The sequence below is a fragment of the Nostoc cf. commune SO-36 genome, assembly GCF_023734775.1.
In the GTDB taxonomy this organism is placed as follows: Bacteria; Cyanobacteriota; Cyanobacteriia; order Cyanobacteriales; family Nostocaceae; genus Nostoc; species Nostoc commune_A.
In genome coordinates this window covers 1,982,882-1,996,725 of sequence record NZ_AP025732.1, presented here as the reverse complement: position 1 = coordinate 1,996,725, position 13,844 = coordinate 1,982,882, and the positions used below count along the sequence as shown (strand labels likewise).

The following is a 13,844-nucleotide window of genomic DNA, read 5'->3' as shown; positions in this document are numbered from 1 at the left end:
TTACTCTTGCGAGAGAACCTTGATTCCTTTGTGATATGTGGTTTGAACCAGATGTACAATGGGAGCAATTCCTTTCCAAGTCATATTGGCGGCCCATTGTGCTGCGGCGGCAACAGAATCTAAAATCGCACCATTCCAATAGTTCTCCAAGGCAGCCCAACACCGCTCTATTGGATTGTACTTGCTATGGTAAGGGGGATAATAAATCAGTCGAATTTTTAAATTAATTGCACAAGACAACTCAACCATGCGTTTGATAAATTGTGTGCGGTTACTGCGAGTAGCGGCACCGCCATCAAGATCAATCACCCACTCATCAAGTTCCAGGTAATTGTGTTGATTCTCATGCCACCAAGCGGTTAAACAATCGACGATAAAATCACTGGTTTCCGCCGACTGACCCAAGTAAATCGATAGCTGGTCATTATGTGTATTGAGAATGCCAAAGGGAACTAAGACTGATGACCACTGTGTATCGTGGTCATCAGCAGCTTTCGCCTCCATTGTCCGAGCTTTACCGCCTCTAGAAAGGTTGCCAATCTTCACCTTAGCTTTAGTATCTATAGACACTCGCAACGATTTGGGGTTTTCATCTGATGCCTGATTCTCCCGGAACACATTCTCGAAAATGGCATCAGTTTGCGGAATCTTTTTCAAGGGTTTCGTTTTTTGTGTTTTTTTAGGCGATACCCTAAGCGATTGAGAATTTCTCCACAAGTTTGACGAGATGGCAATTCGCTCTCGTTATAGCCATGAACACTTACTAATGCTTCTCTTACTGCTCTGGCACTAATGCGGGCATACAGAAAGGTCGATTGAAATTTAGGATCGGCTTGAGCTTGAGCATCCACCAATGAACGAATATCTGCTTCTAAGTTGGGCAATACCTCAATACTATTGTGTCGTCCCCTTGCCTGATAATTCTCTACACAGACTATCCCCGTCCGCCTTTCATGCAAGCCGAGTTGCACACTCTGGCGATTCCATCCCATAACGGTTTCTGCAATGCGTGCTGAACTATCGAAGTAATCTTCGGTAACTTTTGCCATGAAATCTCGTTTGCGATTGCTAGTCAGTTTCTGTGCTGCATCTTTAAAGGTCGATTTGATGGTGTCGGTGAGCATGAATTGAGGGATTCCCATTCTAGATATTTAAACTAGGCGCGGACAGTTCACCGCTTCTTCTCTTCTAGAATGGCTGGTATTTTATTTTCTTGCAAGTCCCTTAGTCATCGCGCTCTTTGCATAAGCTAATTATTATGAGCTAACGAGATAATGCGGGTTGTAGGGATGTCTACGACGGGCTATTCGCCGTCGCAATTGATAAGTTGGAATTGATGAAGTGCGATCGCCATCACGTCGCCAACGGACTTACAATACTTTGGGTCAGTAGTTACACGTTTGTCAGAAAAGCTGTTTCTGTGATTGGGTTTTAAATTTAGTAAGGTAAAATGTATATACTCAAGTAAGGAATCCTTACATTTGATAGCAAAGGCTAGGAGGCAAGTCATGCTCACCAAGTTAACTTCTAAAAATCAACTAACGCTGCCTAAAAGTATTACTCGTGAAATCGGTGAGGCTGAGTATTTTGAGGTAAAGGTGGAGGGAGGGCAAATTATTCTGACTCCTGTAAAAATTCAGCGGGCTGATGCAGTTCGATCTAAGCTGGCGGATTTAGGACTGAGTGAGCAGGATGTGGCTGATGCAGTGGCTTGGGCGCGTCAATCGTAATGGTTTGTCCACGGGTGGTAATTGATACTAATATTATCATCTCGGCGCTGATATTTGGGGGCAGAGTATCTAGGCTTCGTTTAGCATGGCAGGACGATCTCTTCACTCCCCTGGTTTCTAAAGCGACAACAACTGAGTTAATCCGAGTGCTGGCTTATCCAAAGTTTAAGCTCACGCCAACCGAGCAAGAAGATTTACTATCGGATTACATACTCTTTTGTGAAGCTGTAGCAATGCCCGGCCGCTTACCTGTAATTCCTGAATGTCGTGATCCGTTTGATGTGGCTTTTTTACTTTTGGCTGTGGTCAGTGAGGCTGATTATCTCGTGACAGGCGATCGCGATTTACTCAGTCTAAAAGATAATTTTTCTTGCCCGATTATCACGGCTGAAGATTTTCTAAATGTTATTGATGGTCAGTCACCCTAATTTTTCCGGTAATGCCTTGTAAACAGTGGTATTTATTGCCATAAGTTTTCCCACTGCTTACAGAAGTCATCTACATCACAGAATATTTGTGTAATGTCGAGCCGAGATACAATAGTAGACATAAACTTTGCGATCGCATCTTACAAGACTCATATATATTTGCCACCCATGCTGTCTCTATCGAGTTAATATTCTCAAAAGCGATGCCTAGGTTGGTAAACTACGCACGGGCGGGCGGTAAATCACAGAATTTGAGCCATCAGCAATAAGCTATTAGCCCGGAAGTTGCTTTTTCAGTTCTTGCAGAGAAGCCCAACGGTTATCGACTGGAGTTTCAGGACTATTATCAGAATTATCAGAAATATCAACTGTACTACTTACAGGAATACCTGGACAATTGCGATCGCACAGTTGGCGCAGGGGTACTGCCAAGCACATCTGCTCATACAGCCATTCGTTAGGATAAAAATAACCATCGGGCGGCAAGCTTTCAAGCAATTCTTCCATAACCACTTCCCTTTCTAAGGGCAAGTCATTTTGCTGATTTGCAGTTTCGTCTAACCAGATGATTTCCTTAGTATCAAGCCCTAACCGTCGATTGTATTGCTGCAAACATCGGTTGCAGGTACAAGTAATAATTGTTTCTGCCTGACCGGAAACTTCCAAGTAATTGCCATGATGCTGCACGCGCAGATGGCCGCGAACTGGTGTCAACGTTTCCAGACCAGGCAGAAATTCATTAACCTGCACTTCCTCTGTCCGCTCCGATGCTCTAATTAGCTGCGGAATATAAATTGCGTCCATAGGATTTGTGAGACATCCTCACTAAAATTTATCTTGATTATCAGCAATTAATTATACTGATATTACATCTTTACTTTATCTCTTAAAAACAAGAGAAATTTTGAAATTATATGGTTATGAGTTTTCAATAAACTCCAAACTCATAACTCCAAATGTACAGACGCGATTAATCGCGTCTCTCCTAACTCCCAACTCCTTCCAACGAAGCTGGACGAACAACCAAATGACGATGCGGTTCTTTTCCCCGACTAAAGGTTTCTAAATCTCCAAACTCCTTTAAGAACGTATGAACTTGACGCCGTTCAGCAGAACTAAGAGATTTGATTTCCACTTCTCTACCAGAAAAGCGCACTTCATCGGCTGCTGCTTCTGCTAATGCGCGAATTTCTGCTTCTCTTTTGATTCGGTAGCCATTCAACTCAATGGTGTAAGAGGCTTGTTCCTCCGGTGGTTGGCTCAGGTTTAAAACCGAATTTGCTAGATACTGAATCGCATCTAATACAGAACCATCAGTACCAATTAATATCTGGATTTGTTCTGATGTCAAATTGGTTTGGTCAATTGTCAACCAGTAGTTATCTGGTTCTGGGGAATCGCCCTCTTGAGACTGGGAAGTTTCTAAATTACCCTGAATCTCAGCAGGTATTCCAGTGAGTTCTAGCAGTGTTTTTAACCACTCCTGACCTCGCTGCATCAGAATGTTGCTCATGATCCCCCTGCTGCCTTTTTCTTAGCACTTTTTGGTTCAAAGGGCAGTGCCTTTTGTTCTGTGACTGCTGCTTCTTTTTCCTGGGTTTCTACGATTTTTTGCAGTTCTTCTGGTAGAGGTTCGCGGGAAAGAAGATAAGTTTGGGCGGTTTGGAAAATATTACCAATCACCATATACATCAGCACCCCAGCTGGTAGGGGGAAGAACAAGAACATCCCAGAAAAGATGACGGGGGTGATTTTGTTAACTGTATCTTGCTGCGGATTGCCACCACTGGAATTTTGCCCAGAAAGCATTTGGCTAACATAAAGGCTGATGCCAAAGAAGACGATCATGGCGACGATATCCCAGTGGATTGTGCCATCTGGATCTTGTGCGCCAACCCTACCTAAGGCATCAATAAATAGAAAGCCTTTTTCTGCTGCTAGTCCCGGAATTATTCCTTGAATGGTAACTTCTCCCGGTTGCAAGGCTTCTACATTGCCCTGGGCATCAATTTTTATCCTATCTTCACCTTTGGTAACTTTCCAATCAGGAATCAGCTTATTTTCTGGGTGTTCTGCTAAAAGCACCTGAAATGGTTTACCGTCTACAGTTTGATACTGTATCTTGGTTTGCTCTCCCACCGCTAGTTTGTTACCACTGGGAAGGATGGCAGCTACTTTAACGTGTTCCCCATCCGCAACGTAAATATTTTGAGGAGCAGTGGCAAAGGCTTGCGGTTGAATTTGCTCGATTTGTTCTGCGGGAAGAATTTGCAGGTTAACGCTATAGTTGACACCTGCGAAAGGCGAACCCCGCAAAGTGGCAAATAGCGCTAATAAAACAGGCATTTGCACTAGTAATGGAAAACAGCCTGCCAAGGGATTGCCAAATTCTTTTTGAACATTGACCATTTCCTCCTGCTGCTTTTGCGGTTCATCCTTATAGCGCTCTTTGATTTCTGCCATCCGCTTCTGCATCAGAGGTTGTACAATTCGCATTTTCCGCATGTTGCGAATTGAGCCAGCACTCAGGGGATAGAGCGCGAAGCGGACTATCAGGGTCAAAGCAACGATCGCTAATCCGTAGCTAGGCACTATACCATAGAAGAAATCTATGATTGGCAGCATCACGTTGTTCGAGAGAAAGCCGATACCAAAATCCATTATTCTGAATTCAACCTGAGGTACTGTAAACTGAATCTAATTTATCTAAATCATCATTTGTCGGCGACTATCTTTCGCTACGGATAGCCGCACATTCAAATTGGGCATTGGGCACTTGTACTGAGCGACTTGCCTTGACTTGTGCCGAGCGGAATCGAGGTAGGGAAGTCGAAAGGAGCCGTTGGCGCAGCCTCTCATAGAGAAGTATAAGGCATAGAGAATTGGGCATTGGTTCTTCTCCCCCTACTCCCATCAATTATTGACAGTGGCGCTATATTCAGGATTTTTCGCAGCAATTCTTTCGTTGATGTAGTCATAGACTTCCCTAAACTTGGGAATTGCACGCAATTCAAGGCGACTGCCGTTTTTTAGAGTTAGCACCATATCTCCCCAAAAGCCGATGCCACGGGGAACTTTGACGACTTTGACAATTTCTGAGTAAATTACGTCAGTGCGATCGCGTCCCTGCCAACCTCCAATCACAGTAATTCGGCGATCGGTGATGCGGAAACGCAGCCACAATGCCCTGACAATTGCCCCAACTGTCAAAGGTATGCCGACAACGGTTAGCCCAATCAGCAGGTTGACAATTAAATCCCCACGATGGGGGCCACCTTCATAATAAACATCTTCACGAATTCCCATCGAACACCTCAGCTTGTGCCAACAACTGCTCTAATTCTTGCAGAAATTGTGGGCTTACGCACTTAGATTCTGCTGCTGTAGGTTTGACAATGAATACTAACCGCCATCCTGGTGATAATTTTGGCAGCAAATTATATAAAGCAGAAGTAATTTGCCGTTTGATTCGGTTGCGAACTACTGCCCTTTTGCTGACTTTTGTGCTTATAGAAATGCCAATCCGCGTGCTAGCAAGATGTACTGAGTCATTTGCTTGTATAGTCTGGGTGGCAGTGTCCAAAGAAGGTTTTGGTAAACATAACGGCTTTAAGGCTCTCAGTGTTAAATAAGAGCCATGACGCCGAATTCCTTCCCGGAAAACTGCCTGGAAATCCTTTCGGGATTTTAGCCGATTTGCTTTGGGCAAAGCCACAGATGCTCTTTTAGCTTGATATGCCCTAAACAGCCAGACGGTGACGGCCCTTTTTTCTTCTGGCGCTAATCACGTTTCTGCCGTCTGGTGTCCGCATCCTGGCGCGAAAACCAGAGGTTCTTTTTCTCTTACGGCTAGTACCGCCCAGTGTTCTTTTCATACTCTTCTCCTCTTAGGTGATTTTTATAAAAACTCACAATCTCTAATTTTATCACTTTTTTAGGGAATTGGGAATCGCCGATTGGTTACATCCCTACTCCCTACTCCCTATTCTTAATTAATGCTCAAAATCCATGTTCCCATGTAGCGCAGTAGTGGCACATCGCCAGGAGAAAGCACTTGACAGTTAAAATAGTAAACTCCACCGAAGGCTGGGTTTTTCACGTTAGATAAGACTACCTCAACTGCACTACCTGCTGGCACAGGCTCTTCGGGAAAAATATTAATTAGCTTACCTTCTTTGTCCCACTTCACCTCAGAAAGCGGAACTGCTTTGCCTTTGACTCGGACTTCAATGTTTTTCTGGTCAAAAGTTCCTTTGTAATAATCAGGGTAGGTAATGGCAAATTGACCAACTGCTAATTTCATTCTTTTGGCTGGAATCCTCAATATGTATCGATCCCAACCATTAGCTTGTCCACCAAAATCTAACCTAAAGGGCAGCTGATTTTCGGCTTTGACACCGCTAAACAGCGTAAATCCAGGTAAACTTTGTGCCCAAGTCAGGGCTGGTAATCCAGTAACCAAAAAACTAGTCACGGCTAAAGCAGAAAGTAAACGTCGCATAATCAGGCTTCCTCTACCAAAATATAAATCTGTTATCTAAAATAACTGTGTGTTAGTATTCTTTACTAAACTTTATTACTGACTTCCTGACAATGGACGCTTAATTAGCATTAAAAGTGCCATCAGTCCTGAAGTTGAACCGAAAGTAAAATTACTTGGTAATAAATTTAACGTATAGCGTTTAATTTACTTAAATATCCTTCTAGACTCCTGAATTGGAGTACTAAATTGGTCAAATTTGAACTAGATAGAAACACAGTTGGGATTAGATTGTATTTCCAAATATGTATAAGTGTATCTAAATTTGATGATTTTGTTATAAAAATTGAGCCGCACCCTCAGCGATCGCCAGTTAAGTTGGGCTAAATTGATTAAAATAAGTTGGATTGGAATCGAACTCGTAATCATTAAAATTTGATTGGGAAATTATCAAGCCTTCAAAATTTGGTCAATATTACTCTATAAAAAAGGAATACCAAAATTTCTCAATCCCGAAAACAAGCCAAAGATTAAAGATGCAAAATTTGGGAATCAATTTAGGATGTGCAATACATAACCCTGTTTGCAACTATCTGAAAATATGACATCTGCGAGCGGCAAAGTGAGGCTTTGCCTAGACAGCTAAGAGTGGGAGAGGAAAGATTCAAGGTTCAATCTACAAGTAAAATTCATGGGTGATGTTCCTGCCTAAGTACTATAAGTGCGGGACACGCATCATCTAGACAATCACTTACTAGGCAGAGATTAGGTATTTATCTTCAGGAGATTTCATGAGAATAGCAGTTGCTAAAGAAATTGAAGTTTGTGAACGTCGTGTAGCATTAATTCCTGACACCGTTGCTCGATTGGTAAAACAAGGTTTAGAAGTTTGGGTAGAAACAGGTGCAGGAGAACGATCATTTTTCAGTGATTCTGACTATGAAGCAGCAGGAGCAACAATAATCAGCGATACTGCCAAATTATGGGGCGAAACAGATATTCTGCTGAAAGTCAGCCCACCTCAAGAACGAGAAGATGGACGCTCAGAAGTTGATTTGTTAAAAGAAGGAGCTGTATTAGTCAGTTTTCTCAATCCTTTGGGAAATCCTGTTGTAGCACAGCAACTAGCAAATCGGAAAATTACAGCCTTGAGTATGGAAATGATTCCCCGTACTACCAGGGCGCAAAGTATGGATGCTTTGTCCTCGCAAGCTTCATTAGCAGGTTACAAAGCAGTATTAATTGCCGCAGCTGCATTACCGAAATATTTCCCGATGTTAACTACAGCCGCCGGGACGATCGCTCCAGCGAAAGTATTTATTATGGGCGCTGGTGTAGCAGGATTGCAAGCGATCGCTACCGCCAGACGTTTGGGAGCAGTGGTAGAAGCCTTTGATATCCGTCCCGCCGTCAAAGAAGAAGTACAAAGCTTAGGGGCAAAATTCGTTGAAGTCAAATTAGACGAAGAAACCGTTGCTGCTGGCGGTTACGCCAAGGAAATCTCTGAGGCTAGCAAACAACGTACTCAAGAAGTTGTCGCCGAACACGTCAAAAATTCTGATGTGGTGATTACTACCGCCCAAGTACCTGGGAGACAAGCACCACGGCTCGTCACAGAAGAAATGGTGGCACAAATGAAACCAGGTTCAGTGATTGTGGATTTGGCTGCTGAACAGGGTGGTAACTGCGCTTGCACCGAACCAGGTAAAGATATTGTCTGGAACGGCGTAACAATTATCGGCCCGATCAATCTCCCATCATCGATGCCAATTCACGCCAGCCAATTGTATGCCAAGAACGTAACATCGTTGATGCAATTGCTAATTAAAGACAAAGCTTTGCAGGTAGACTTTAGCGACGACATCGTTGATGCAGCTTGCGTTACCCACGCTGGTGAAATTCGCAATCAACGAGTGCGAGATGCGCTACAAGCTTTGACTACTCAACAACCGGCGGTTAATTAGGGAGATGAGGAGGATGAGGGAGCAGGGGAAGCAGGGGAAGCAGGGGGAGATGAAGAAGAAATAACTATGCCCAATGCCCAATGCCCAATGCCCCATGCCCAATGCCCAATGCCCCATTCCCACTTACACAAGGAGTTTTGATTTCATGACAGAGGCATTAATTGCTGCTTTGTTTGTATTTGTTTTGGCATCTTTTATCGGTTTTGAAGTCATCAACAAAATACCACCGACTCTACACACGCCGTTAATGTCAGGCTCAAACGCGATTTCCGGGATTGCGGTACTTGGAGCAATAGTTGCTGCTGGTGCAAAAGACACAAGCGTGTCAGTAATTCTCGGTTTGATTGCTGTAATACTGGCAACAATCAACGTTGTGGGTGGTTTTTTAGTGACAGATAGAATGTTGCAAATGTTCAAGAAGAAGGAGATTAAGGCGTGAGCGACTTTTTACCAACTGGCATTCAGCTGACGTACTTAGTCGCTGCATCGTTATTTATCTTGGGCTTGAAAAAGCTGGGATCACCTGCTACAGCGAGAAACGGTAATATTGTAGCGGCTGTAGGGATGCTGCTGGCGATCGCAGCGACAATGCTCGATCAACATGTGTTGAACTATCAGATGATATTGTTAGGCTTGGCGATTGGATCGGGAATTGGTGCGATCGTTGCCTACAAAGTCCAAATGACGGAAATGCCCCAAATGGTGGGTTTACTCAACGGTTTGGGCGGTGCGGCTTCGGCATTAGTAGCCGTTGCGGAATTCTGGCGGTTATTAGATAGTTCTCAGCCGATACCCCTTGATGTGAACATTTCCATGCTGTTGGATGTGTTAATCGGTGGTGTTACCTTCACGGGTAGTTTTCTCGCCTTTGCCAAATTGCAAGGCTTAATTAGCGGTTCCCCGATTACATTCCCATTCCAGCAACCATTTAACCTCTTACTTCTAGGTGCTTATATAGTAGGTAGTGCCTATTTAATCATTACACCAGATAGCTTACCCATATTCTTGGGAGTGGTTGGCGTTTCCTTAGTGTTGGGTGTGATGTTCGTCATCCCCATTGGTGGCGGCGATATGCCGGTGGTAATTTCGCTGTTGAACTCCTTGTCAGGTGTGGCGGCGGCGGCGGCGGGGTTTGTGGTGATGAACAATATGTTAATCATCGCTGGTGCTTTGGTAGGAGCATCTGGCTTAATCCTTACCGAAATTATGTGTAAGGCGATGAACCGCTCCTTATTTAGTGTGCTGTTCAGCGCTTTTGGTACAGGTTCTAGTTCTGGTGGTGCTGCTGCTAGTGGTGGTGCAACTGATCAAAGTGTCCGCAGTATCGATCCTGAAGAAGGGGCGATGATGTTGGGTTATGCCCGTTCTGTGGTAATTGTGCCAGGTTATGGTATGGCAGTTGCCCAAGCGCAACATAGCGTCCGGGAATTGTCAGATCAGTTGGAAAAAATGGGCGTTGATGTCAAGTATGCTATTCACCCTGTTGCTGGGAGAATGCCAGGGCACATGAATGTGTTACTTGCAGAGGCAAATGTGCCTTATACGCAGTTGTATGACATGGATGATATTAATCCCCAGTTCGATCAAGCGGATGTGGCTTTAGTAATTGGGGCAAATGATGTGGTAAATCCGGCGGCGCGGAGTGATACAAGTAGCCCGATTTATGGTATGCCGATTTTGGAAGTAGATCGGGCGAAGCAGACGATTGTGATTAAGCGCGGGATGAGTACGGGTTTTGCCGGTGTAGATAATGAGTTGTTCTACAAGGATAAAACGACGATGCTTTTTGGTAGTGCTAAGGATATGGTGTCGAAGTTAGTTTCGGAAGTGAAGCAACTTTAACGAACCGCAGAGGCGCAGAGAGCGCAGAGGAAGAATTTAGAGAGTTGGCTTGCCTTGGGGGTGTGATGCTTCTAGGGCAAGTTTTTTTATGAATGGAGCTAGTTTTCTCAAATTTAATCTCTTTATCTATCTAAGTAGATCCACAATTCATCCCACAATTTTTGTAGCAGATTCGGTTGGGAATCTAGGGTACAACTCTTATTATCACTCTCAAGAGTTTGACTATTGGAAGTAGCTAGTGATAGTTGTGGTTTTATCTGTATTTGATTAGCACCTACAGGATATGGGTTGAGAATTTGGTAATTTAAACAGTCATCTGAACTATTCTCTGGCAAAGTAAAAGGTTCTGAGGGAATAGCAGGGTTAGGATTACTATAGTCCCAAAATTCACGGTAATATTTTACAAGCTGTTTGTGAATTTCTTCAAGATTTCCCTCAGTTACTATAATATCCTCAGTCACTAAAATATCTGGCATTATTTCTTTCAAAAGAATACCCTCAATTAAACGGATTTCTCTTCCAAATGAATCTTTTAAAACTCCATTTCCTGCAATACCCGTGTCTTTTGCAATTGCTTCTATAACCCGAAAAACTAGAGTAAGATTCCCTAGTTTAGGGTGAGAAATTTTACGATATAGGGCAGCACCTTTTTGAGTCAAATCCCCTCCTGCTGCCTTAGCAAGTAGGCTAGATGTACCAGATTGACACATGAAGTTAGGAGCTACAACTGTCCTGTAGTCAAGGTATTGATTACGGCTTACCAAGAATCCCCAAGCCTGAATACTTTTCATAGCAAAGTAATATCCGATTCGGGAAAAGTATGATCGAGTTTATTTCTGATATATAAGAAGCAATTTATTACATGCTTGAGCGCAGTTTCTTCATCGGACACTGCTTTAAGCGATGCTGCTTGTTCACGACGAAGCTCATTAGTTTTTTTGACTGCTGCCTCTTGTTTCTTCTGTGCTGGTTCTTCAGCATACTCAATCATTTTTTTTAGGATGTCTTCGGCAAATTGATACTTTTTAGGCAAAAGTTGCTGTATATTTTGTAGAATTTTTAGCCCCCCACCAAAAACTTGACCTAATTTATCCCAAAAACTCAGGTCTGCTTTATCTTCAATTGGTTTACTAAGTTCTTCTTGCTTCTTTCTCATAAGTTCCTCTAGGTGGCTTTGTATCATATCTGGCAAAATACAAGCTAGAGGTACTTCTACTTGAAATGGCTGCGGTAGCTCCCCGGTTTTTGCCATACTACCATCTGGTTGCAATTTGGCAAAACCTATACCTACTGAACTTACTGGAATTAAGCGAACTGGCGTATGCGCTTTGTTACGTGCTTCGACTATATTCCTAAATTCTTCAATTTGTAGCAAGCGATCGCGTATTTGCTCTAATGTAAAGTTGTTTTCTATAATATCCCATTTGCTAATAACAAAGTGAATTGGTCTCTTACTCTTACTATTCTGTATTACATTAAGCATATTGGGTAAATCGTTTATAGCCCAAAGCTTTCCTAGCTTTTCATTACGCATTAATGCAGAAAGCCTTTGACCATCCAACAGACCGAGCAAAGCATCAGCTTCTTTAAGCTTACTCTCAAATACAGAGTCTTCTTCTTCCATTTCATCAGTAAGTCTGCCACCAGCATAATCCAAATAGGTAAACTGACAAGCTGAGTAAATACTTAAGTTTTCTGTTTGAACACGACAATTGAAAGTCCATTCTGATATTTGTGCATAGTCTGTCGATATAGGCCATTTCTCATCAACAGCAATTTGAGTATAGATGTTGTTAAGCCGCTTTCTTTTTTCTGCTCCATCTACTTCTAAGAAGAAACCATGCTCTCCCTGAGTAGATAGCTTCTTATACATACTTGCTAAAAATACTGTCTTGCCTGAGCCAGATGGCCCCAGCATAATTACTGTGTAAGTATTCAAGACTCTCTCCAGTTAGATAAGTGCTTGTGATTTTGCGACAAAACTATCTAGAAGCTTTTCTGAATCGCTAAATCCCGATATTCTTGTCAGCCATCAATCATTTTGGATCAGGCAAGGTCAAAATACCTCAGTAATTATCCTTAGTCAAAACTAGAGTAAACTATTAATGAAGCTTATCTAAACAGAAAATAGTTATCGCCTAAATAATCTCTTCATGTATTTAATTTTACTTTGTTAGAGGATTTAGCCGAAGCCTTACTAGATTTCTCCACTGAAGCTGATTTAGTGGCTTGGTTGGAACATCAGCAATAAAATATGTAAGTAGGTAGGCACGAAAAAACCAAACTATGTAAAGATAAGTAAATACGGAGAATGCATCTACCGAGGTGACTTAATATATGGGCGCTCGTTTAAGGATATTCTTGACTCGTGAGCAAGACAGAACCCTGTTACAGCTAAGAACTGCGGAAGTACCACAGAAAGTAAAAGATCGAGCAGAAATAATTAGGCTAAATGCACATGGCTGGTATGTAGAAAAAATAGCTGCTCACTTTAATTTGACTCTACAAACGGTAAGAGAGGTTTTACACAACTGGAAAAGCAAAGGTCTAGAAGGACTTTGGGAACTACCGGGTCGAGGAGGAAAGTCAAAATGGCAAGAAGAGGACATCATATTTTTGGAAGAATGCCTGAAAAAAGAACCGCGTACATACAATAGTCTTCAACTCGCACAAAAATTAGAACGCGTAGGCGTAGCCCGCCGCAGGCATCGCTCAATTAAACTGAGTCCCGACAGATTAAGACGGGTACTCAAAAAAAGGGGGTCAATTGGAAGCGAGCAAGGAAGAGTCACAAAGGCAAGCAAAACCCGATAGCACGAGCAAACAAACTCTTCAGTCCTAGATATGTTGGAATTATCTGCTGCGGCTGGAGAAATAGACCTAAAGTATCTAGATGAATCAGGGTTTTGTGTATGGAGCGAACCAGGTTACACCTATTACTTCAAAGGTGAGCAAAAACGCTTAGAGCAAACTAAGCATCGTGGACGGAGATTAAGTATTATCGGCTTTCTTCAACCTTTAATCAGCTTTGTTTACGGTCTGGTTATTGGTGGGATTAGTCGTAAATCGTACATCGAAATGATGGAGATTGAAGCGACTGAAGCTCAAAAAACTGGACGCACTAGGGTAATTGTGCAGGATAACGGATCGATACACCGATGTCTTGAAGTGCAAAAGTTATGGTCAAAGTGGGAAAACATGGGTTTGTACATCTTTTTCTTGCCCGCATACTGCTCCGAGATGAACCCAATTGAATTGGAGTGGCAGCACCTTAAAAAAGACGAACTATGTGGGCAAATATTTGATGACGAGTTAGACCTCGCTTACGCCGTGATGGATGGCGTTAAAGCTAGGGGAGAAAAAGGCAACTACAGTACACAACGTATTAAATTTGACTCTA

Annotated in this window: 15 protein-coding genes and 2 pseudogenes; 7 read left to right on the top strand and 10 right to left on the bottom strand. The window is 42.8% G+C overall.

Annotated features, from left to right (window positions below; genetic code table 11):
* Positions 1-992, bottom strand: a pseudogene (locus tag ANSO36C_RS08790) (ISAzo13 family transposase).
* 516 nt (positions 993-1,508) lie between these two features.
* On the opposite strand from ANSO36C_RS08790, the gene ANSO36C_RS08785 reads away from it, so the two are divergent.
* Both ANSO36C_RS08785 and ANSO36C_RS08780 read left to right on the top strand, forming a co-directional pair.
* The gene (locus ANSO36C_RS08785; protein WP_251959216.1) at positions 1,509-1,730 is read left to right on the top strand and encodes an AbrB/MazE/SpoVT family DNA-binding domain-containing protein; all 222 of its coding nucleotides are present in this window, start codon (positions 1,509-1,511) and stop codon (positions 1,728-1,730) included.
* Complete coding sequence (locus ANSO36C_RS08780; RefSeq protein ID WP_251959215.1) at positions 1,712-2,158, top strand: putative toxin-antitoxin system toxin component, PIN family; 447 nt, start codon at positions 1,712-1,714, stop codon at positions 2,156-2,158. The genes ANSO36C_RS08785 and ANSO36C_RS08780 overlap by 19 nt, the downstream gene beginning before the upstream one ends.
* A 273-nt stretch (positions 2,159-2,431) precedes the next feature.
* Here the strand turns inward: ANSO36C_RS08780 and ANSO36C_RS08775 are convergent, their stop codons facing one another.
* The 7 genes from ANSO36C_RS08775 to ANSO36C_RS08745 all read right to left on the bottom strand — a co-directional run bounded on the left by ANSO36C_RS08775 (position 2,432) and on the right by ANSO36C_RS08745 (position 6,659).
* Entirely contained in the window at positions 2,432-2,962 is a 531-nt protein-coding gene (locus ANSO36C_RS08775; protein WP_251959214.1) for a YceD family protein, read from the bottom strand.
* Positions 2,963-3,143: 181 nt separating this feature from the next.
* Complete coding sequence (locus tag ANSO36C_RS08770) at positions 3,144-3,671, bottom strand: Jag family protein (protein ID WP_251959213.1); 528 nt, start codon at positions 3,669-3,671, stop codon at positions 3,144-3,146.
* Complete coding sequence (gene yidC, locus ANSO36C_RS08765; protein ID WP_251959212.1) at positions 3,668-4,819, bottom strand: membrane protein insertase YidC; 1,152 nt, start codon at positions 4,817-4,819, stop codon at positions 3,668-3,670. The genes ANSO36C_RS08770 and yidC overlap by 4 nt, the downstream gene beginning before the upstream one ends.
* A 252-nt stretch (positions 4,820-5,071) precedes the next feature.
* The gene (locus tag ANSO36C_RS08760) at positions 5,072-5,464 is read right to left on the bottom strand and encodes a PH domain-containing protein (protein WP_251959211.1); all 393 of its coding nucleotides are present in this window, start codon (positions 5,462-5,464) and stop codon (positions 5,072-5,074) included.
* Positions 5,451-5,873 (bottom strand): ribonuclease P protein component, encoded by a 423-nt coding sequence (gene rnpA, locus ANSO36C_RS08755; protein ID WP_251959210.1) that lies wholly within the window; start codon positions 5,871-5,873, stop codon positions 5,451-5,453. The genes ANSO36C_RS08760 and rnpA overlap by 14 nt, the downstream gene beginning before the upstream one ends.
* Positions 5,874-5,898: 25 nt before the next feature.
* The gene (rpmH, locus tag ANSO36C_RS08750; protein WP_084227158.1) at positions 5,899-6,033 is read right to left on the bottom strand and encodes a 50S ribosomal protein L34; all 135 of its coding nucleotides are present in this window, start codon (positions 6,031-6,033) and stop codon (positions 5,899-5,901) included.
* A gap of 113 nt (positions 6,034-6,146) precedes the next feature.
* On the bottom strand, positions 6,147-6,659 hold the full coding sequence (locus tag ANSO36C_RS08745; protein WP_190939299.1) for a DUF2808 domain-containing protein: 513 nt from the start codon (positions 6,657-6,659) through the stop codon (positions 6,147-6,149).
* A gap of 770 nt (positions 6,660-7,429) precedes the next feature.
* On the opposite strand from ANSO36C_RS08745, the gene ANSO36C_RS08740 reads away from it, so the two are divergent.
* The 3 genes from ANSO36C_RS08740 (at position 7,430) to ANSO36C_RS08730 (ending at position 10,444) form a co-directional block, all read left to right on the top strand.
* The gene (locus ANSO36C_RS08740; protein WP_251959209.1) at positions 7,430-8,602 is read left to right on the top strand and encodes a Re/Si-specific NAD(P)(+) transhydrogenase subunit alpha; all 1,173 of its coding nucleotides are present in this window, start codon (positions 7,430-7,432) and stop codon (positions 8,600-8,602) included.
* Between the two features lie 145 nt (positions 8,603-8,747).
* Entirely contained in the window at positions 8,748-9,041 is a 294-nt protein-coding gene (locus tag ANSO36C_RS08735) for an NAD(P) transhydrogenase subunit alpha part 2 (RefSeq protein ID WP_251960284.1), read from the top strand.
* The gene (locus ANSO36C_RS08730) at positions 9,038-10,444 is read left to right on the top strand and encodes an NAD(P)(+) transhydrogenase (Re/Si-specific) subunit beta (protein WP_251959208.1); all 1,407 of its coding nucleotides are present in this window, start codon (positions 9,038-9,040) and stop codon (positions 10,442-10,444) included. The genes ANSO36C_RS08735 and ANSO36C_RS08730 overlap by 4 nt, the downstream gene beginning before the upstream one ends.
* A gap of 122 nt (positions 10,445-10,566) precedes the next feature.
* On the opposite strand, the gene ANSO36C_RS08725 is transcribed toward ANSO36C_RS08730, so the two are convergent.
* Both ANSO36C_RS08725 and ANSO36C_RS08720 read right to left on the bottom strand, forming a co-directional pair.
* Positions 10,567-11,235: a hypothetical protein gene (locus ANSO36C_RS08725; RefSeq protein WP_251959207.1), complete on the bottom strand. Its 669-nt coding sequence runs from the start codon at positions 11,233-11,235 to the stop codon at positions 10,567-10,569.
* Positions 11,232-12,317, bottom strand: coding sequence for a hypothetical protein (locus ANSO36C_RS08720; protein ID WP_251959206.1), 1,086 nt, complete (start codon positions 12,315-12,317; stop codon positions 11,232-11,234). The genes ANSO36C_RS08725 and ANSO36C_RS08720 overlap by 4 nt, the downstream gene beginning before the upstream one ends.
* A 297-nt stretch (positions 12,318-12,614) precedes the next feature.
* Between ANSO36C_RS08720 and ANSO36C_RS34790 the strand changes: the two genes are divergently transcribed.
* Together ANSO36C_RS34790 and ANSO36C_RS08715 are read left to right on the top strand one after the other, a co-directional pair.
* The gene (locus tag ANSO36C_RS34790) at positions 12,615-12,695 is read left to right on the top strand and encodes a DUF4351 domain-containing protein (RefSeq protein WP_410174710.1); all 81 of its coding nucleotides are present in this window, start codon (positions 12,615-12,617) and stop codon (positions 12,693-12,695) included.
* An 86-nt stretch (positions 12,696-12,781) separates the two neighbouring features.
* A pseudogene (locus ANSO36C_RS08715) lies at positions 12,782-13,693 on the top strand (IS630 family transposase); the annotation flags it as partial.
* Between the last annotated feature and the right edge of the window lie 151 nt (positions 13,694-13,844).

Coding starts and splice junctions, on each gene's coding strand:
- ANSO36C_RS08740 (WP_251959209.1), top strand. CDS start 7,430: ATGAGAATAGCAGTTGCTAAAGAAATTGAAGTTTGTGAACGTCGTGTA.
- ANSO36C_RS08775 (WP_251959214.1), bottom strand. CDS start 2,962: ATGGACGCAATTTATATTCCGCAGCTAATTAGAGCATCGGAGCGGACA.
- ANSO36C_RS08785 (WP_251959216.1), top strand. CDS start 1,509: ATGCTCACCAAGTTAACTTCTAAAAATCAACTAACGCTGCCTAAAAGT.
- ANSO36C_RS08735 (WP_251960284.1), top strand. CDS start 8,748: ATGACAGAGGCATTAATTGCTGCTTTGTTTGTATTTGTTTTGGCATCT.
- ANSO36C_RS08725 (WP_251959207.1), bottom strand. CDS start 11,235: ATGAAAAGTATTCAGGCTTGGGGATTCTTGGTAAGCCGTAATCAATAC.
- yidC (WP_251959212.1), bottom strand. CDS start 4,819: ATGGATTTTGGTATCGGCTTTCTCTCGAACAACGTGATGCTGCCAATC.
- ANSO36C_RS08770 (WP_251959213.1), bottom strand. CDS start 3,671: ATGAGCAACATTCTGATGCAGCGAGGTCAGGAGTGGTTAAAAACACTG.
- ANSO36C_RS08720 (WP_251959206.1), bottom strand. CDS start 12,317: ATGTATAAGAAGCTATCTACTCAGGGAGAGCATGGTTTCTTCTTAGAA.
- ANSO36C_RS08760 (WP_251959211.1), bottom strand. CDS start 5,464: ATGGGAATTCGTGAAGATGTTTATTATGAAGGTGGCCCCCATCGTGGG.
- ANSO36C_RS08745 (WP_190939299.1), bottom strand. CDS start 6,659: ATGCGACGTTTACTTTCTGCTTTAGCCGTGACTAGTTTTTTGGTTACT.
- rpmH (WP_084227158.1), bottom strand. CDS start 6,033: ATGAAAAGAACACTGGGCGGTACTAGCCGTAAGAGAAAAAGAACCTCT.